Genomic DNA, 21,088 nt, shown 5'->3' on the forward strand with positions numbered 1-21,088 from the left:
ACAGTGAGAGACCCCATGGCTGACGTTCAGACTGCCTCTGCCCTGCCCCCCGAGCCCGGACAACCGCGCAAGCGTCGTCTGTGGCGGCCGATGCTCATCATGATCGTGGTGGTGCTGGTGATCGTCGCGATCATAGCCGGGGTGAAATTCGTGCAGATTTCGGCACTGATCGCCCAATCCAAGGCGCCGTTGCCGGCCGCCGTGGTGACCGCCATGCAGGTGCCATTTAGCGACTGGCAACCGAGCGTTTCCGCCGTGGGCTCGATGAAGGCGGTGCGCGGCGTGGATGTGACCACGGAAGTCGGCGGCATCGTGCGCAACCTGGGCTTTACGCCGGGGCAGGAAGTCGCGGCCCAGGCGCTGCTGGTGCAGTTGAATGCCGACGCGGATATCGCGCAACTGCATTCCCTGGAGGCCACCGCCGACCTCGCCGGCATTGTGCTCAAGCGCGACAAGGCGCAGCTGGCGGTCAACGCCATCTCCCAGGCCCAAGTCGACACTGACACCGCCGACCTCAAAGCCAAGCTCGCCGCCGCCGAACAACAGCGGGCGCTGGTGGCGAAAAAAACCATTCGCGCACCGTTTGCCGGGCGCATCGGCATTACCAGCGTCAACCCAGGGCAATACCTCAACCCCGGCGACAAAATCGCCACGCTGCAGACCTTTGACCCCATCTACATCGATTTCTCGGTGCCGCAGACCCAGCTGGAAGCCATCGCCATCGGCCAACGCGTGGCGGTGACGGCCGATGGCCTGTCGAATAAAACCTTCACCGGGAAGATCAGCACCATCGACACCCAGTTCGACGCCACCACACGCAACGTCACCGTCGAAGCCACCGTCGAAAACCCCAAGCAAAGCCTGGTGCCCGGCATGTTCGCGCGCGCCGTGGTCAACTCCGGCACCACCCAACGCTACCTCACCGTTCCGCAAACGTCGGTCACCTACAACCCATACGGCACCACGGTGTTTATCGCCACGTCGAGCAAAAACGACAAGGGCGAAGAGGTACTGACCGCGCAGCAAACCTTCATCAAGACCGGGCCGACCCGTGGCGATCAGGTTGCGGTGCTGTCGGGCGTAAAAGAAGGCGACCTGTTGATCACCAGCGGCCAGATGAAGCTCAAAAATGGCTCACCCGTGAAGGTCGATAACAGCGCCGCGCCGCTGAACGATCCGGCGCCGACTCCCCAAGAACAGTAAAGGTGTCCCATGAAGCTTACCGATACCTTTATCCAGCGGCCGGTGTGGGCCGTGGTGGTTTCGCTGTTCATCCTGATCCTGGGGCTGCGTTCGATCTTCGAATTGCCGGTGAACCAATGGCCGCGCACCGAAAATACCGTGGTCACCATCACCACCGCCTACTACGGCGCGGATGCGTCCACGGTCGCCGGGTTTATCACCCAGCCGCTGGAGTCGGCCATCGCCCAGGCCCAGGGCATCGACTATTTATCCTCGACCAGCATCACCGGTGTCTCGACGATTACCGCCACGCTGCGCTTGAACTACGACGCCAGCAAGGCGCTCACCGAGATCAATACCCAGGTCAACTCGGTCAAGAACCAACTGCCGGCCCAGTCCCAGGAACCGGTGCTCACGATTGCCGTCGGGCAGACCACCGACGCCATGTACCTGGGTTTCTACAGCGACACGCTGCCCACCAACAACATCACCGACTACCTGGTGCGGGTGGTCAAGCCCAAGCTCGATTCGATCCAGGGCGTGCAAACCGCGGAGATTCTCGGCGGGCGCCAGTTCGCCCTGCGCGCCTGGCTCGACCCGGACAAGTTGGCGGCGCACAACGTGACGGCGCAGGACGTGTCCACGGCCCTGGCCAATAACAACTACCTGTCGGCTGTGGGCTCGACCCGTGGGCAAACCGTCACCGTCGACCTTACGGCCGGCACCGACCTGCACACCGTGGATGAATTCAAGCGCCTGGTGATCAAGCAGAAAGGCGACGCGCTGGTTTATTTGGAAGACGTGGCCACCGTGACCCTCGGCGCCGAAAGCTACGACAGCAGCGTGGCGTTTTCCGGCAAACGTTCGGTGTTTATCGGCATCAAGGCGGCGCCCACCGCGAACATTCTGACCGTCGCCGACAGCGTGCGCGAAGCGTTCCCAGAGCTGCAATCGCAGCTGCCCTCCGGCGTGCGCGGCGAGATCGTGTATGACTCCACCGAGTTCATCAACACCTCGATTTACGAGGTGGTGAAGACGCTGGTCGAGGCGATGATCATTGTTTCGGTGGTGATCTACCTGTTTCTCGGCTCATTCCGCGCGGTGATTGTGCCGCTGGTGGCGATCCCGCTGTCGCTGGTCGGGACCTTCTTCATCATGTACCTGCTGGGTTACTCGATTAACCTGCTGACCCTGCTCGCGCTGGTATTGGCGATCGGCCTGGTGGTGGACGACGCGATTATCGTGGTGGAAAACGTCGACCGGCATATCAAGGAAGAAGGCAAAAGCGTGCTCGAGGCCTCGCTGATCGCGGCGCGGGAACTCGGCGGCCCGATCATCGCGATGACCGTGGTGCTGGTGGCCGCGTACGTGCCCATCGGCTTGCGCAGCGGCCTTACCGGCGCGTTGTTCAAGGAGTTCTGTTTCTCGTTGGCGGGCGCCGTGACCGTCTCGGCCGTGGTCGCGTTGACGCTGTCGCCGATGATGACCTCCAAGCTGTTCAAGTCCGGCCAGGAAGAAGGTCGCTTCGCGCGCAAGCTCGACCAGTACTTTGACTGGCTGCGCGGGCGTTACCACCGCGTGCTGTCCGGCGGGCTGAACATCTGGCCGGTGCTGGTGACCTTTGGGTTTGTGCTGTTCCTGCTGGTCGCCGCCAGTGGCATGACTGCCAAAAGCGAACTGTCGCCGACCGAAGACCAAGGCCTGGTGTTCATGCAGATCAAAGGCCCGCCGACGGCGTCGCCGCAACAGATGGAGCGCATTGCCGACCAGGCTTTTCAGATCGCCAGCAAAGAAACTGAATACGCGCAGATGTTCCAACTCACCGGCCTGCCGATTCTCAACCAGGGCCTGGGCGGCGTGCTGCTCAAAACCTGGGGCGACCGCACACGCTCCCAGGCCCAGCTGATTCTCGACCTGCAGCAAAAATGGAACCAGGTGCCCGGCGCGACCATCGCCGCCTTCCCACTGCCGTCGTTGCCCGGCGCCCAGGGCTTGCCGGTGCAGTTTGTGATCACCACCACCGACTCGGTGGAAAACCTCAATGAAGTGGCCCAGGCGGTCATGGCCGAGGCGCAGAAACAACAGCTGTTCTGGTTTGCCGACATGGATTTGAAACTGGACAAGCCGCAAGCCAAATTGGTGGTTGACCGGGAGAAGATCGCCGCACTCGGCATGACCCAGGCCGACGTCGGCGCCGCGCTGTCCGCGGCGTTGGGCGGTAACTACGTGAACTACTTCTCCACGGCTGGGCGCTCCTACAAGGTTATTCCCCAAGTGCTGCAGGTTAACCGCCTCAACCCGGAGCAGGTGCTGGATTACTACATTCGCACGCCTTCAGGCGCGATGATCCCGGCGCGCACCGTGGCGCATATCGAGACCTCGACCCAGCCGGAATCGATCAACCACTTCCAGCAACTCAACTCGGCGACCCTGTCCGGCGTCAGTGGCGTAGCCCAGGGCGAACTGCTGGCCAAGCTCAACACCATCCTCACCAACGTGGCGCCCTCGGGTTACACCTCGGACTTTGCCGGCGAATCGCGCCAGTTCATCCAGGAATCCGGTGGCTTCTTTGGCTTGCTGATGTTCTCGATTCTGATCGTCTACCTGGCGCTGGCTTTCCAGTTCGAGAGCTTCCGCGACCCGGTCGTCATCCTGTTCTCGGTGCCGCCGGCACTGTTCGGCGCCCTCGCCTTCATCACCATGGGTTACGCCTCGATCAACGTGTACACCCAGGTGGGCCTGGTAACGCTGCTGGGGTTGATCACCAAGCACGGCATCCTGATCGTGCAGTTCGCCAACGAACTGCAGCGCGCCGGGCACAGCAAGCGCGAAGCCATCGAAGAAGCCGCCGGCGTGCGCTTGCGCCCGATCCTGATGACCACCGCCGCCATGGTGCTCGGCGTGGTGCCGCTGGTGTGGGCATCCGGCGCAGGGGCTGCGGGGCGGCATGATATGGGGCTGGTGATCTTTGCCGGGTTGTCGATTGGCACGCTGCTGACGTTGTTTATGGTGCCGGCGATGTATATGTTTATTGGGGAAACGCATCATCAGGAAGCTGAGCAGTCGATGCCTGGATCAGACCTGAGGGCCACTTGACTGTCACCTATGAGCATCGCCGAATTTGGATTACTTCACTGCACTGACCGCCTTCGTCGAAGCCGCTGAAGGCAACAACTTCTCGCGCGCGGCCGAGCGGCTCGGGATCAAGGCGTCAACGGTTTCGCGCTACGTGAAGGACCTGGAACAGGACCTCGGTATTGCGCTGTTCAACCGCTCGACACGCACGCTGCACCTGACCGAAGGCGGCCAGACATTTCTGCTGCACGCGCGTCGGGTGTTGGATGAACTAGAACAAGCCAAAGCGGCGACGTCGGCGTTGAACCAGCAACCTCGCGGGGTGCTCAAGCTCAATGTGCCACCGGCTTTTGCTCGTCACCATATCCTTCCCGTCCTGAACACGTTTCTGGCGCGCTATCCGCAGATCAAGCTGGAGCTGGTGCTGGAAGAGGCACAAGTCAACCTGATTCACGCAGGTGTCGACCTGGCGATTCGGATTGGCGCACTTGCCGACTCCACTCTCAAGGCTCGCAAGATCTGCGCGGGCAAGTACCTGCTGGTGGCAAGCCCGGCGTTTGCGGCGCAACACCCTGCCCCGTCCACCCCGACAGAGCTGGCCAGCCTGCCGGCGATCCTGGGTAGGCTTGCCGCGGACCATTTTGCCTTCGCTTGCGCAGATGAGGTGCTGCCATTGGTGCATGGCGACAGCATTCGCATCAGCGACCTTGACGCACAGTTGATCGCTGCGCGCCAAGGCCTGGGTTTTGCGCTGCTGCCTGACTGGTTGGTGGCCAAGTCGATTGAAACCGGCGAACTGCGGGTTTGGCTGCCGCACTGGACCATCCGAGGCGCAGAGCAGGCGTTCGCCGTGTGGTTTGTTTACCCGCCCAAGCGCATCGTGTCGTCCAAGGTCAGGTGCTTCATCGACTTTATCGTCGAGCAACTGGGCGAGACACCTTATTGGAAACGCTGAAAGCACCCGTCAGCTGAAGCGGATATCCAGCGCGCGTAGATAGGTCTGCAGCCCGGCATCCTGGATCGGGATCAGGAAAGCCTCCGTATCCGACTCATTGAAGTGCGCATGCCAGTAGCCCGGTGGCGTCACGAACGCCAAGCCTGGCGACCAGTCCACCCGCACCGGGTTGCGGATCTGGCCGTCGGCGTCCAGCTCAGTACCGACCAGCGAGTAGCAGCCCGTGGGGCAGTCGATGATGAAGTCGAGGGCAATCGATTGATGCCGGTGCGGCTTTTGAATCGAACCGGGCGGCAGGATGCCGTACATGGCCCACAGCACATGCGTGACGGTGCGGGTCTGTGGGAAATTGCGATTCCCCAGCAAGATGCTTATACGGCTGCGGTCCTGGGCACGCGGGTCATCGGCCGCTTCACGCAGCTTCAGGTTGGCCAGTGCTGCGGGATACAACGTCGGCGCGAAACGGTCGGTGCTGCGCGTCACGCCCAGGTAGCGCAACAGCGGTTCGTCATGCACGTAGTACAGGCGCGCATCCTGTGTGGCGCTGAAGTGGGCCGACAGCATGCCAGGCAACGCGATAAAACAACCGGCTGACCATTCAATGGCATGCTCGCCCTGAACAACACTGCCCTCCCCGGCAATCACATAAAACACCTGTGAAGTCGCATTGGGGTGCAGGTCCAGGGCCTCGCCGGCGTTCAAGCGAATAAAGTTGGCACACAGCCCAGGCCCCGTCGCCGGCCCCTCGCAACCCAGCGCATCGCTGAGGTCAAGCGCGACGACACGCGAAGGGCCGCTGTCATACAGCGAGGCCGGGAAGCTGTGGTAGGGAATCCGGGTAATCAGATTGGCGCTGATGGGGTTCGCCGCTTTGCTGTACTCAAAGTACTCGGCGTCCAGTTGCTCGCTCGGCAATGTATCGGTCAGGTTGGGCTTGAATTCGCTGTTCATCATCCACCTCAGGCTTTGGCTGGTTTGGACCGACTATAGGCATTGCGACCACAGGGATTAAGCACTCGGTTGGCATAGCAGTTGTGCAGGATGGGGTGGTTGGGGTTTTTTTGTCGATTGCCCCTACGCGTGAGGGGCAAACTTTAACCCTGGTCTGCCCTGTTTTACTTATTTCCTGACGTTCCTGATTATATGATCAGCACAACTCGTCCCGGCAGAAAAGGAGTCGATCAACGTATCTCTGAATCGCAGGTAGCGACACAAAATTTTGTGCATTACTAATAGTCGAGTCGACGTGTAAAGCTTTTTGGATAATTTCAGGAGTTACATCCGCCCCCTTGGAAACCAGAGACGCTTGAACTGTCTCTTTTGCACCAACAAATCATCCCAGTGTCAGTTGAGCATCGCCTTGCCCAGCCAAGACTTTAGTCACGCAGCGCATCCAATCCTTCCAAACTGTCGGATCGGCAGTTTCACCATCGGCAAGGTAACTCATACTGCCCAATAGTGAACCCAACTCATCCGACATTGTTCGCTGATACAGATCTACAAGAAATTCATACATCGCAAGATACGCGAGTTCCGGTGTCAAATTTTCGGTGCTCATTGCTATTTTCCTTTCGAAAGTCCAGTAGCCGGATTGAATATTCCGCGGCTTTTGAGCCAGGCGCCAACACTCGTTGTTCAAAAGGAACACCTTAAGGTGATAAGAAGGATCCTTGAGGTCCACCATAACGGTCAAACTTAGTACCTGCTGGCAATGTATTCTCAATAGGATCGCCAAATAAACCCCAGTTTTCCGGCCAATCCCAACTACCATCAGCTTTCTTAGTTTGGAAATTTCTGGATTGGTTACTCCCTTGGGAATATCACTAACCGCCTCAGTCGCCTTTGCACCTTATTGCATTCGAAGTAACACCTTGAAATGCTGTTAAACCAGTCCAGCTCCTGCTGAGTAGGAGCTCGTTTGATGCCTTTATTATCTAGAGCGTTTTCATATCTAACCGGACGTGTTGCTCCAGGCACATAAGGATTGGCTTCTGCTTCTTTAACTTGAGTACTGGTCATATCGAATTCCGTACCATCTTTATAGGTTATTTTTACTCCCGGCTCACCAGCCTCACCACCCAGCCGAGTGGTGTTCTTTGTTGTTCTGGTAGTAACCGTTCCAATTTCTTTTGCACCAAATTATTTATCTTTATAGCGAACATCCTCTCGCATAAGCCGTAAAACCTCAGACCAATTCCACAGTATCCCTGGAATATGATTCTCAGGCACCAGCTTTCCGCGGTCACTTTCAGGAAAAATCTTCATTGCCGCTTCGCAATGGCTATAGAACAAACTGAAGCAATCGCCTGTAATATTATCTAGAACGATGAAGCTCTGCGCTTGCTCATCTAGAGAATCGTATATCTTTCTCATACAGCTATATTGATCATGAGTGAAGAGTGCTCTTGTGCCTTCGACAATACAATCAAACACCCCCCCCTGAAGTCCCCCAGCCTGAAGACTCATTTATTGATATATACATACCCATAGAGTTCACCGCAAAATTAATATCTTATTTTGTTGCTCTTGTGGCAGCAACTTAATCCAGCCGTTGACCATCCCTTGGTTACCGGGCGTAAGATTTCTATAATCGATAGGAACTATATCAGCTTTATTCAAGTGATCAATGAGCTGCCTTTGATTTTGCCCTACATTATTTGAAAAAAATTATTAATTTGCGAAGATCGACTTGAGGCAGTCCACATAAAGTCAACCGTTTTTCCAGAATATGGCCCATCCGTAAATACAAAGTCAGGATTTTTCTTTCCTAAGATAGGCTCTACCCGTTCCAACGCACTTCCAAAACTTTCGATGTACTTACAGCAAAGTCGTCAAATATAACCTCACCGGCATTCATCGTCACTTTCGGGGAGTATATGGTTCCGACCCCGTTAGCAGCATCAAATGAAACTTTCCCAAGGTCAGTTGCCACAGGCAAGGTTGCTTTTGCACCGAGTTATTCTGGTACGGCTCCATCAACAGAAGTGATTTTTCCAAGAAGTGCACCTAGAGGAAGCCCCCTAGCTTTCCTAATCAGTTGAGCTGTTAATGTCCAGTAGACATCAAGATTTGAAATTTCCAAGTTATCCACGATATCTTTACCGCCGAGAAATAATGGTGTTCTGTATCCGATACACTCTTCGTAGCTAGGTGCAGCGCCTCGAACTAACCACTGAAGTCGGAAGCTAACGGCTAAAGCCTCTTCGCTGTACTCAACCAATTCTTGATTATGGAAAGTCACGATATTGCAAGGAATTTCGAGCGCCTGACCGGTTCCTGGCTCAAACATAACGACTCCAGGATGCCCTTCCTCCAATCTGCCTGAGTCAAGTGCAAATATGCGCCCTAGCCAATCATAGCCAAAACATTGCACGCGCCCATAAAAATTGGGAAACGCATATTCGATAGTTTTGTTCCACTCATTAATCGAACTAGGCGTCATCACTCGATATAACGCTTTATCAAATGAACACCCTCCAAACTCCAACATCAGCTCAACCAATCCATAACCATCACCTTTAGCCTCAAAAACAGGCATGTTTTCACTGGCTACACGGTAATCGGTAGGGAAAGAGCTGCGAAAAATATCGTACATTTATCAATCTCCAATTTTCACATTGTTGATTTTCGTTCCAGGCTGCAGGCCCTTTGTTTGCTGATAAATTTGAGCGCCAAGGCTACGATTAACACTCATATCTAACGGACTCATGTTAGAAACAGTGTCAGTACCGCCGAGCTGTAAGTCAACCATGTGATCGACATCAGAGCCCGCTGGCACTGTATTGCCAGCCTGCCTATAGCGACTCGCAGCCGATGTTCCAGAGCGTACTGGCGTTGTTAGGACGGTATCTGCGTCGTTCAGAATATTAACTTTTGCATCTGCTGCTGCACGTTGCGCGTCCGTCCATCCTGATTTGTAGGTTAGAGAAAGATCGACGCCATCGCTTGCTGTGCTTTTTGCACCGACACCATCTAACTCAAGTGCTGCACCCGCCCCGCTCTCCCCCAAACCCAGCGTGGAAGGTAACGCACCACCAGCTTCGCTGCCAGCCGATACTGCCTTCCCGATAGTCACAGCCCCTATCGCAGCAATCCCGGCCAATCCCTCCTCAGGCAACATGGCAATCTGCCCGATTTGGACGTCTTGCTCCTGTGCCTTTGCTATCTGCTCGCTGTGCCCGATGCCGTTGTAAAGCGTTTCATCCTCGCTGCGTGAGCGAAAGGCTGTCTTCAAAAAGTCTAAAGCTGTTTGGGAATTGGCAGCCGTCCATTCAGCTTTCTGTTCCGGTGTCCCGGCAAATGGGAAGTCGTAAGTGGTAATGGCGCCGTTCTGCTTCAAACCGCTTAGCGCGGCGTCCGCCAGCCCCCCACCGACTTTGCTGACCATCTCGTCGTAGTACTGTTGATATGAATCAACCAGAAAGGACCGCTCTGCGTCGGTTAGCGAGTCTCCAGCCGCAACTTTCGAGCGCAGGTAATCGCTTTGCTGATCGCGTTGTTGCAATTCCTTGTATTCAGCTGCCTGCTGAACTGTCGCAGTACCGTGTTCCAGTGCCTGACGATCTGCCTCTCGACGGGCTATCGAATTCGGCCCCAGGAAATTGTTCTGCGTAGCATTTTCCGCCACGGAAGCGCCAATCGAGGCATTCCCGCCAGTCGCCGTGGCGGCAAGGATGCCAACCAGCCCTGACAGCGCAACCAGCCTCTGCTGCGCTTGCTGCAGGGTCACCGAATTGGCCGTCGCAGGATCAGGCATGACCAGGTCCGACAAGCTCTTGACGACAGCTTCGTCAGCCCCCGCTGCCAACGCGCCCGTCTTGAAATCCCCGCCTTGAGCGACGGATAGAACCCCGCCGAGCAAGGCGTGCATGCCGATCTTGGTCAACGAACCGTCGGGCAGGTAAGTCCCTCCGATATCGTTAGCTACCGTTGCACCACCGACGTTAATCGCGGCACCGGCCAGCGAGCTAACCAGATTGCCCTGCAGGCTCCCGCCCTCGACAGCCGTTTTAGCAACGGCATTGGCAACCGAAGTGACCGCCGCCTTTTCAAGGTTGTCCACGCTGAAAACGGCAGGGTTGTAAGGCAGCTCGTAGCCTATTCCCGCAGTGAGTCCCGCCAACACATCGTTTTTAAGGCTTGATGTCGAGAGTGCGTCCTTCAGGGTCGCGCCCAGATTCCCTTTGTTGTTGATCAAACTCACCGCACCACTGCTGGCCATTGAGGTCAACACGGCCGAGGCCATCATGTTCCCCAAGCCAGCGGTAGTCGCATCAACAGCGGCAGTCGTTGCGGTGGCTGCGACTTCAGCCGTAGCCGCAGCCATGGTCGACCCAGCGCCAGCCCCGGACATTGCAGCCACCGCGCCACTCGCCGCCCCCGCCGTCAGCACCGAGACAATGATGATGATCGCCAGCATCGCGCCTTCACCCAAGCTGGAATGGCTGTACTTGTAGGCGTCGTGCATTTCCTTGACTTGCTGCCAGTTCACATCGCCGCGGGCTTCGGCATCTTTCAACCACGCCAGGCTCGGGTCAGCCTTGACCATGACATCGATGGTTTGCGCAACCGTGTTTTGGTCGATCTGCTTGATACCGATATTCAAGCCGTTCACCGCATTGATGACGGTCTGCCCCTTGGCCGTCATCTCGGTCTGGCGAAGGGTTTCATCGGTACTGCCTTTCCCTGACATCGACGTCCACGCCAGGCTGGAATCGCTCTTGCTGTGGCTCTCCTGGTGCAGATCCTTCACTGCCTCAAACGAAATGCTCCCGCCACTGTTCAACGACAAGTTCGCACCGCTATCAAGCTTGGCGTTCTGGTACACCTGGTCGCCGCCGCTGATCAGCGATAGCGCCCCGCCTGTTTGGATCTGACTCCCCACATTGCGAACATCAGTCACTTCATCGTGCTGAGTCTTCAGCGCGCCAAAGCCACCTTTCTTCTTCATGTCGTACAGCGAGTAATCACTGTCTTGCGCAGCATTCAGATCAAGCGTGTTGCCGGCATACAAATACGCCTCATCCCCCGCCGTCACCCGGCTCGCCGTCAACGCCAGGTCTTGCCCGGCGCTCAGCGCCACGTCGCCACCGGCCTTGACCGTGGTCGACACCTGGCTCACATGGTCGTCTTCACTCTTGACCTTTTTCGAGGTAAACGAGGCATGGGATTCGTCCGCCGCCGACGACAGCGACAAATCGCCCACTGCCGACATCGTCACATCGCGCTTGGCATCGATTTCACTCGCCACCGCGCTGATGTCCCGCCCCGCCTGTACCTTCAAATCTCCGCCGGCATCCACGCGGCTGCCGTACTGGGTCACGCTGCTGTCCTTGAACAGCCCGCTGACCGTATTGCTGTTGGTGCCTTCGGCCGCGACGAGGTTGACGTCGCGCCCGGCCTTGATCGTGGTGTCGGCGCCGCTGCTGGTTACCCCGCCCACGCTGTCGACGTCGCGGCCGGCTTGCAGGCTCAGGTTGTTGGCGGCTTCGATGCGTGCGGCGCTGTCCACGGAGTCGGTGTGTTCGGTGCGGTAGCCGCTGCTGCTGTCGTGGCTGGTGACGCTGCGCTCGTTGAGGATGTCGCCATTGCTGGCGGTCAGGTTCACGTCGCGGCCGGCGATGATGCCGCCGGCGGTGTTGACGATGTTGTTGCCGGCCAGCAGGTCCAGGCGGTTGCCGGCCTGGATCAGGCCGCTGTTGCTGAGGTCGTTGCCGGCCTGGGCCGACAGGTTATTGCTGGCCCGCAAGGTGCCGACGTTGTCCAGGTTCTGGCCGGCGATCAGGTTGACATCGTTACCGGCGATCAACGCGCCGTCCGGGGCCAGGCGGTTGTTGGCCTGGGCCAGGTAAACCACCGGCACCAGCACGTTTTCGCCGTTCACTTGCTCGTTTTCGAGCCACACGATGTCGTGGGTCAGCGCCGCGACCTGGGCCGAAGTGAGGCTCACACCCACACTCAGGCCAAGTTGCTGTTTGCTGCTGATGGCGTTGTCCATCAGGTACTTGAGCATGCCCGAGTCGGAGTTCTGGCCGTCGATGAAGCGTTGGCCGGTGCGGGCCACCACGGCTTGTTCGACCAGGCGTTGCTCGTAGAGGCCGTCGCCGAGGCGCTTGGCGCTGTCGTCGGGGTTGTAACCGAGGCCGGAAAGCAGGTAGTCGGAGCTCATGAACTGCTTGAGGTCGGTGAGCACCGGGTTGGTTTCGATCAGGTATTTCTGTGGCTGCGACACCGGTTGGGTGTTTGGCAGGCCCTGTACACGGGCGATGTTTTGGCTGGCTGTCAGGGACGGGTTATCGGGCCCAGCGGGTTTCTGCGGTATGTTCGGAAGGGCCGCACCGATCGCCGGCGCTGCGCTGCTGCGGTCCGGGGTTTGGATGCTGGCGGCGCCGCCATCGCTGATCGCGCCGACGCCGCTGCCGCTGGCACCAATGCCGCTGGCTTGGCGGCTGGCCAGGTCCAGTTGCACGCTGTTGGCCGTGTCGGGGGCCGGCGCATTCACCTGTATCAACCGTCCTGCGGTCGAGGGCGCGGTGATTGGATGCGCGTCCAATTGAAGACTGGCGCCACTCACGGACCAGCCCGGTGCGTTGTTATTGGAAGCCGTGGCGCTGCTGCCCTGCCCGCTCAGGCGGAACAGGCCGTTTTGCCCGGTTGGCAGGCTGAACCCCGGCAAGGTCAGGGGGTTGATCTGCCGCTGGGCCAGGTCGGGCGGCAGTTGCCCGTTGACGGTGATGCGGGTGGAGAACGTACTCGCACCGCTGGCGCCAGCCGCGCCAGTGCCGGTTTTGGCACCCGCACCGACATAGGTAAAGCCTGGGCGTACCACGCTGTTGTCGAGATTGGCCTGCGCCTTGACGTTGACCGCGCCGCCCGCCTGAATCACCCCGGCGTAGCTTTGGTCGCCGCCGCCGATCTGGGTGACGGTGCGCAACACCGTACGCTCAGCCTCGGTGATACCGATGAACGAGGCCATGGCGCCCTGCAGGCCACTCAGGTCATTGGGGTTGTAGCTGGCGCCGCCGATGGAGTAACGGCTGTTGAACGCGGCGGCGGCGTCGTACCACATCTCCGGATGGCGAGTACGCTCGGACACGAACAGGCGCGAGGTATCGGTTTCGCCGGTTTCAACGCCACTGTTGGTCAGGTTGTTGACGGCAACGCTGAGGTTGCCGCTCGCGCCGATAGTGCTGCTGGCGTTGACGACGTCGCCGCCGGCAATGCTGAGGTTTTGCCCCGCGGTGATGCTGGAGGCGGCGCTGGAAGCCGTCACTTCGAGCTTTTCGCGCTGATCGATTTGCCACAGGTGGTTCTGTTTGCCGCTGCAATCACCGGCGTAGTTCGGGCCTTCGATGCAGGGGAATTCGGTGATCGAGGCGGTGTAGATGCCGCCCGCGCTGGTGGTGAGTACCGCGCGCACGTTCTGAAGGGTGCTGGCGGCCAGGCTCATATTGCCGTCACTTTGCAGGCTCGACGAACTGTTGACGATCGCTGTGGCAAGGCCGCCATGCCCGTCGCGGTCAATGCTCAGGTTGCCCAGGCTGTAGACGTCGGCGTAGCTGTTGGTCAGCGTGTCGACGCGCAGGCTCATGTCGCCACCGCTGAAGATCAGGCCATGGTCATTGAGCAACGCGCCGGTGGTGGCGGTGAGCTTCTGAGCGCTGCCGAGGGTTGCGGTGTTGTTTATCGCGCCGGCATTGATGACCAGGTCATTGGCCGAGGTCAGCCGCCCGGCGTTGTTCAGGGTGCCGGTGACAGTGGCGCTGGTGAGGCCGCCGCCGGCCACGCTGGCGGTGCTGCTCAGATTCAGTTGCGCGGCGCTCAGGCTCAGGTCGCCCTGGCTGGTGATGCGCCCTGCGCCGTTGAGCGTGCCGCCCACATGCAGGTCGAGGCTGCCGTCACTGGCGATCAGGCCGTTGGTGGACCAGTTGCCGCCCGTACCGCTGAACGCGCTGCTGGCCAGCAATTGGCCGTCGGTGGTTTGGTTGAGGGTGTTGACGTTGACCGTCAACCGCCCGGCCTGGATCACGCTGTTGTTGGTCCAGGTGTCCTGGGCGACGGTCAGGCCGCCGCGCGTCACCAGGCTGCCGCCGACGCTGTTGAGGTTGCTCGGCGCAATGGTGAAGTTGCCATTGCCGACGTGCAGCACGCTGCCGCCGACGTTCTGCAAGCTACCGGCACCGAGTACCAGGTTGCTGTTGGCGGTTTCAAGCACACCATTGGTGTTATCCAGCAGGCCGCCGATGGCGAACTCGGTGGTGCCCGCGCTGCCCAGGGCGCGCAAGCGGCCGTTGCCGTTGTCGAGGCTGGTGGCGCTGACCTTGAGGGTGGTTTGGCTTTCGACGATCCCCAGGCGGTTATTCAATGCGCCGCGCAGGCTCAGGTCGATCTGTTGGCCGGCGATCTGGCCGTCGTTATCGCCACTGTTGTCGACGTCGTTCGCGCTGACGCTCACCAGGCCGGTGGCATAGATGCCGCCGTTGCGGTTGTCGACATTGCCGGTGGTGATGAGCGCATCGCCGCCTTGGGCCGAGACGCGTCCGCCATAGTTATCAATCATCGCCGCCAGCAGGTTGAGGTGCTGGCCCTGCACCGTGCCGCCCTGGCGGTTGTTGTTCAGGTCATAGCCGTTGCGCAGCACGCCCACCAGTTGCGCCTGCACTGCGCCGTTGAGGCTGGCGAGTGTGCCGCCACGGTTGTCGAGGCTGTTGGCGTTGAGCGTCAGGTCGCCGGTTTGCGCAAACAGTTTGCCGCTCTGGTTATCCACGTCGCCGCTGGTGTTGAGGGTGAGGCCGTTCTGGCCCTGCACCACGCCGAGGCCGTTGGCAATTGCGGCAGCCTGCAACTGCACGCCGGCGCCCTGGCTGTAAATCAAACCGTCGGCGTTGTTTTGCAGCAGGCCACTGATGTTGATCGCGACGTTGCCGGTGCCCGCGAGGGTGCCGTGCTGGCTGTTGTCGATAGCACCGACAAACAGGCTAAGCAGGTTCTGGCTGACTATTTGCCCGCCCTGGTTGTTGACCTGGTTGGCACGCTGCAACAGCAACGGTCCGGCGCTGGCCAGTGTGCCGTGGGTGTTGATCAGGTTGCCGAGCAGGTTGAGGGTCACTGCGGCGTTGCCTGCCAGGGTGCCGGCGTTGTTGCTCAGGTCGGTGGCATTCACCGCCAGCGCCTGCTGCGCATTGATCTTGCCGGCGTCGTTGCCCAGCGTCGCTGCCTGCACGTCGAGGGTCGCGCCGCTGTCGATCAAACCGCCGCCACTGTTGTTCAGCAGCCCGCTGACGGTCAGGCCCTGCCCCGCGGCGCTGGACAGAATCCCGCCACTGCTGTTGTCGAGGCTGGTCGCATGGATGTCCAGCCGGCCCTGGCTGACCAGCGCACCGGCGCCACTGTTGAGCAGTGCGCCCGCGAGGTTGACTGCCATCGCGCCGCTGCGGCTGGAAAACGTGCCGTTGTTGCGGTTGTCGAGGCTGCCGCCGCTGAAGCCGAGGCTCTGCCAGCCCGACACCAGGCCATTGGCGTTGATCAGGTTGGCCGCGCCGAGGGTCAATACCTGGCTGCTGATCAGCTTGCCGGCGCTGTTGTCCAGCGTACGCGCGGCCAGCGTCAGGTTCTGCTGGCTGGAGATTTCACCGCCTTGATTGTTGAGGTCACGCAGGTGGTTGATCGTCAGCGGACCTTTGCCGAGGATCAGGCCGCCATGGTTATCCAGGTCGCCGTTATCCAGGTTGCCATAGCTCAGGTTGCCGTTGTTCAGGTCTACGGTCACGCGTTGCTCGCCTGTCACCCGGCCGTTTGCCGAGGTCAAGGTGCCGGTGCTCAGGTCGAGTGTGCCGACAGCCGACACTTCACCGCCGTTGCCGGTATTCAGGCTGGCTGCGGTGAGGTTCAGGTTGCCCTGGCTGTGAATCAAGCCAAGGCCGGTGTTGTTCAGCAGGCCATCGCTGGCCAGTTGCAGGTCGCCCCGGCTGTTCAGGGTGCCGTTGCTGTTGTCCACCGAAGCGGCGTGGGCGTCGAGGCCGGCAGCGCCGATCAAACCCTTGATGTTTGTCAGCGTCTGGTTGATGCGCAAGGTCAGCGCTTGGTTGCTCAGCAGCTTGCCGTTGCTGTTGTCGAGGGTGCGCGCGGCCAGCGTGAAGGCCTGGCCGCTGGAGATTTCACCGTTGCTGTTGGTGACGTCGGTGAGGTGGTTGAGTTGCAGCGTCCCGGTCGAATTGATCAAGCCGCCGCTGTTGTTCAACACGCCGTTGTTCACGTCGAGCGTCAGCGCGCCGTTGCTGAACAGCTTGCCGCCCTGCTGGTCCAGGCCGCTCACGCTGGCGGTCAGCGCGTTGCTGCTGCCAATGGTGCCGCCGTTGCTCAGGTGGCCGGCAGTGAGGTTCAGCGTGTCACCGCTGCTGATGCTGCCGTTCTGGTTGCTCAGGTCAGCGGTGACCAGCGTCATCGCGCCTTTAGCGCTGAGGCTGCCTTGGGCGTTACTCAGCCCGAGGCTGTTCAGGCTCAGGGCGCCGTCGGTCACCAGTTCGCCGCCGAGGTTGTTGACCTGGCCGCGCAGGCCCAGCGTGAGGTCTTGTGCGCTGGAAATGCTGCCTTGGGCATTGTTGAGATTGGCGGCGCTGAGGCTCAGTTGGCTTTCACTGCTCAACACGCCTTGAGTGTTGTCGACATCACCGGTGAGGGTCAGCATCAGCGGCTGCTGACTGAAAACCTTACCGCCGCTGTTGTCCAGCGTCGAGCCGCTGAGTGTCACGCGCTGGCCGTTGAGCTGGCCCAGCGTGCGGTTAAGCAATTGGTCGACGGTCAGGCTCAGGGCGTTCGCCGCGAGCAGTTTGCCGCCGTCGCTGTTGTCCAGGCGCTGGGCATTGACGCTGACATCGGCGCTGCCGCTCAACTCGCCCGCGCGGTTGTCGACGTTGGCAGCGTCGAGTGTCAATGCGTGGGTGGCGCCGACCAGGCCCGTGCGGTTATCCAGGCTGGCAGCGCGGATGTGCAAGGTATCGGTGCTGACCAACTGGCCGTGCTGGTTGTTGATGGCGCTGGCGTTGAGCGTGGTGTCGGCCTTGCCGGCCACTTGACCACTGCGGTTGTCGAGGCTGGCGGTGGTGAGCAGCAGCGCGCCATCGCCGATCAGGCTGCCGCGTAGGTTGGTCAGTTGATCGCGGGCAGTGATGTCGACGCCGCCATGGCTGCTGATGACGCCGTCGGTGTTATCCAGTTGCGCGCTGCTGGCGGTAAAACCCAGGGCGCTGATGTGGCCGTTGACGTTGCCCAGTTGCTGGTCTGCAGTGAGGCTCAGGGCCTGATTGCTGATGAGTTTGCCGTTGCTGTTGTCCAGGCTGTGCGCCGCCAGCGAGAACGCGGTCTGGCTGGAGATTTCACCGCCCTGGTTGCTCAGGTTGCCCAGGTTGCTCAGCAGCAGGACTGGCGCATTGATCAAGCCGCCGTTGCTCAGGTCGCCGCCGTTGAGGTTCAGGCTCAGTTGGGTGTTGCTGAACAGTTGGCCGTCCTGTTGGGTCAGGCCGCTGACGCTGGCGGTGAGTACATCGGCGCTGGCAATACGCCCGCCGTTGGTGACCTGGGCCGCGGTCAGGTCGAGCTTGCCGGTGCTGGTGAGGGCACCGCCGGTGGCGTTATTGAACTGGCCGGTGGTGACGCTGGCGGCGCCGTCACTTTTGATCAGGCCTTGCCCGCTGTTGTCGAGGCTGGCGCTGGTGAGTGCCAGGCCGTGTGCCGAATCGAAGGTGCCGCCCAGGTTCAACAGCTCGGCGCTGCTGGTCACGCTGAGCATGCCGGCGCTGGTCACCTTGCCACTGCTGTCGTCGAGGCGTTGGCCGAGCAGCGTCAGGTCGTCTTCGCTGCTGAGGGTGCCACCGGTGTTGATCAGGCTGGCATCCGGCAATGCGGCCGGCGCCAGTTGAATCGCCAGCGAGTGCTGGGCAGCCACGCTGCCTTGGGTGTTGTCCAGGCGCGTGCCGACAAGGTGCGCATCCTGTGCGAACACCAGCCCTTTGGCCTGGTTGATCACCTGGGCCACGGCCAGCTCCAGTGCCGTCGCGGCGAGCAGCTTGCCGCCGCTGTTGTCCAGCTGCTGGCCGGTCAGTGCGACGTCTTGCTGGCTGGAAATCTCCCCGGCGCGGTTGTCGGTGCTATCAACCTCCAGTTTCAGCGCTTTGGTCGCCGCTACCAGCCCGCCGTTGCTGTTGTCGAGGGTGTTGGCATTCAGCGTCAGCGTGCCCTGGGCCGTCAGTTCCCCGCCTTGTTGAGTCAGTGTCCCCAGGGTTGCGTCGAGGTCGCCTTGGCTGGCGATACGGCCCTTGGCGTTGCTGATGTTATCGAAGGCCAGGTGCAGAGGACCGGTGGCGCTGATCAAGCCATTACTGTTATTCAGCGACTGGCCAACAAAACCCAGCGCCTGCTGGCTGTTGATCACGCCTTGGCGGTTGTCCACCTGGCCGGTGTGCAGGTTCAGGTTCTGGTTGGCTCGAATCAAACCGGTGCGGTTGTCCAGGCTGGCGGACTGGATGCCCACCGCGCCCTTGGCCAACACGCTGCCGTGCGCATGGTTGTCGAGCAGGCCGTCTACGCTTGCGCTCAGGCTGCCATCGCTGACGAGGCTGCCGGACTGGCTGTTGTCCAGGCTGGCAGCGTTCACCTGCAAGCGCTGGCCGGCGCCGAGGGTGCCGCCCTGATTACCGAGTGCGCCGATGACGCTCAGGTCGAGGCTGTTATCGCCCAGCACGTGCCCGCCCTTGTTGCTCAGCGTCGCGGCATTGACCACGCTGGCACCGGCGCTCGACACCTCGCCGCCGTCGTTGACCAGGCTGCCGCCCACGCTCAGCGCCAAATCGGTCGAGCTGCTGAGCAAGCCGTGGGTGTTGTCCAGCGTGCCCACGTGCGCCGTGAGCCCGGCTGCCGAAATTTCACCGTTGAGGTTCGCCAGCAACTGGTCGACCTGCAGGTTCAGCGCCTGGTCGCTGATCACCTTGCCGCCGCTGTTGTCGAGGTTCTGCGCGGCAAGCGTAAAGGCCTGCGCGCTGGAAATTTCACCGCCACTATTGCCCACCGTGGCGAGATGGTTGAGCAGCAGCGCGCCCGGGGTGTTGATCAGGCCATCGGCGTTGTCCAATTGCGCGTGGTTCAGGTCCAGGGTCAGGCTGCGGGCGCTGTACAACTGGCCGCCCCGGTTGCTGATCGCGCCCTGGCTGGTGAGCGCCCATGGCCCGGCACTGCTGATGGCCCCGGCGTCGTTGATCAGGTTGCCTACCTGCGCGCCAAAACTGTTGTCGCTGTGCACCACACCCTGGGTGTTATTGAGCTGATTGCGCAGCACCAACGACAGGTCGTCTTTGGCATACACGCTGCCTTGGCCACTGTTGTCCAGGCTGCCGGCGTTGAGGCTGACAGTGTGTTGGCCGCTGAGGGTGCCCTTGAGGCTATTGTCGAGGCTGGCGGCGCTCAGTTGCAGGTCACCGGTGGCGGCGAACAGGCCGGTCTGGTTGAGCAGTTGCCCGGCGATTTGTGCGGTGAGCTGGCCGTTGCTGATAATCCGGCCCTGGCTCTGGTTGTCCAACTGATCGGCGTTGATCTGGCCCTGGCGCTGGGCGCTGAGGGTGCCGTGCCGGTTGACCAGCGCGGCGGCATTCACCGTCAGGTCACGGCTGGCGATCACGGTGTTGCCGGTGTTGTCCAGGGTTTGCCCAGTCAGGCGCACATCGCCATTGGTATTGCGGCTGTTGTCGGCATTTACGCCCGCTTCGATAATGCCGCTGTTGCTCAGGCGAGCGCCGCTGTCGAGGGTGATGCTGTTGCGGGCCGCGAGGTTGTTGGCGTTGCTGAGGTCGCCCTGGGCCTTGATCGCCAGGTCTGTACCGGCATACACCGCGCCTTGGGTTTCCACACTTTGGGCGGTCACATTCACGGCAGTGCCAGCCGAGGTTTGCCCGAGGTTCAGGTGGCCGTTGGCATCGATGCGGATATCGCCCCCGGCAACCATGTTGCCGGCAAGCCGTACCCCGACGCCCGCCTCGGTGCCCACCAGCCTGATCGTGCCGGCGTACATCCCGCCCAACGCCGATGAGTCGATCGCCAGCGTCGGGGCGGCGCTGCCGTCGGCGGCGCGTGCGGTGGCATTCAAGGTGCCGGCGTCGACGTCATTGCGCCCGGCGACGATGGCCAGCTTTTGCGCCTGAATCTGCGCGTTGATGTGCGCGGCGCGGGTGATGATTTCGAACTGGCCGACGTTGCTCGCGTTCAGGCCGTCGCCATCAACCGAGACACTGCCCTGGTCCACCTGGTAGCGGCTGACCTTGCCGCTTTCAATCACGGCCTGGCCGGTGGTCAGCGTCACCTGCGGCGTGTTGATAAAACCGCAGCCGTTGCAGCTCACGCCGTAGGGGTTGGCGACAATCACATGCGCTGACTGCCCCGCCACTTCGGTGTAGCCGCGCAACTGGCTCGGGCTGCCGCCGTTGACTTCGTTAAGGATGGTGCTGGCGGCCTGCCCGCTGAAATTGGGGTTGCCGACAATGATCCCGCCCAGCTGTGTGCTTTGGGTGCGGTCGGTGGCGTTATTGAGGATCAGGCCTTGCGTGCCGACGTTGTAGTCATGGAACTGGTTATGGGACAGGCCCGCCGCATTCGGCGCCGCGATGTTGACAATCGGCACGCCATTGCCGGCTTGCGCCAGGGTGGTGCCGGGCGCATTCACGACAATGCCGTCCGCCTGCGCCAGCAACGGCTGCCAGAACAGCGCGTTCGCCAGAATCAGCGCCAGCCCGCGTTTGGGCAGGCCCAGAAACGACGTGCGGTTTTTCAGCGCTGCAGAAGGCTGGCGCGCAAGAAAGGCGAACTGGCGGACGTCCATGTGAAGTCTCGATG

General features: G+C 60.6%; 7 protein-coding genes. 3 read left to right on the forward strand and 4 right to left on the reverse strand.

What is annotated here, in order from left to right; genetic code table 11:
- The first annotated feature begins 15 nt into the window (after nucleotides 1-15).
- From L8I05_RS06770 to L8I05_RS06780, 3 genes are read left to right on the forward strand one after another with little or no spacing between them, the layout of a single operon-like run.
- Nucleotides 16-1,203, forward strand: a complete 1,188-nt coding sequence (locus L8I05_RS06770) for an efflux RND transporter periplasmic adaptor subunit (RefSeq protein WP_242167717.1) — start codon at nucleotides 16-18, stop codon at nucleotides 1,201-1,203.
- Nucleotides 1,204-1,212: 9 nt separating this feature from the next.
- The gene (locus tag L8I05_RS06775) at nucleotides 1,213-4,278 is read left to right on the forward strand and encodes an efflux RND transporter permease subunit (protein WP_242167719.1); all 3,066 of its coding nucleotides are present in this window, start codon (nucleotides 1,213-1,215) and stop codon (nucleotides 4,276-4,278) included.
- 25 nt (nucleotides 4,279-4,303) lie between these two features.
- Nucleotides 4,304-5,212, forward strand: coding sequence for a LysR family transcriptional regulator (locus L8I05_RS06780; protein WP_242167721.1), 909 nt, complete (start codon nucleotides 4,304-4,306; stop codon nucleotides 5,210-5,212).
- A 9-nt stretch (nucleotides 5,213-5,221) separates the two neighbouring features.
- Here L8I05_RS06780 and L8I05_RS06785 read toward each other — a convergent pair whose 3' ends face one another.
- From L8I05_RS06785 to L8I05_RS06800, 4 genes are all read right to left on the reverse strand, one after another.
- Complete coding sequence (locus L8I05_RS06785) at nucleotides 5,222-6,163, reverse strand: cupin (RefSeq protein WP_242167723.1); 942 nt, start codon at nucleotides 6,161-6,163, stop codon at nucleotides 5,222-5,224.
- 382 nt (nucleotides 6,164-6,545) lie between these two features.
- Nucleotides 6,546-6,770 (reverse strand): hypothetical protein, encoded by a 225-nt coding sequence (locus L8I05_RS06790; protein ID WP_242167725.1) that lies wholly within the window; start codon nucleotides 6,768-6,770, stop codon nucleotides 6,546-6,548.
- Between the two features lie 1,398 nt (nucleotides 6,771-8,168).
- Complete coding sequence (locus tag L8I05_RS06795) at nucleotides 8,169-8,807, reverse strand: T6SS immunity protein Tdi1 domain-containing protein (RefSeq protein WP_242167727.1); 639 nt, start codon at nucleotides 8,805-8,807, stop codon at nucleotides 8,169-8,171.
- Nucleotides 8,808-8,810: 3 nt separating this feature from the next.
- Entirely contained in the window at nucleotides 8,811-21,074 is a 12,264-nt protein-coding gene (locus L8I05_RS06800) for a filamentous hemagglutinin N-terminal domain-containing protein (RefSeq protein ID WP_242167729.1), read from the reverse strand.
- Nucleotides 21,075-21,088 lie beyond the last annotated feature (14 nt).

It is taken from the genome of Pseudomonas sp. MONT-RG-20F-20-E-7-02 (assembly GCF_022662395.1).
In the GTDB taxonomy this organism is placed as follows: Bacteria; Pseudomonadota; Gammaproteobacteria; order Pseudomonadales; family Pseudomonadaceae; genus Aquipseudomonas.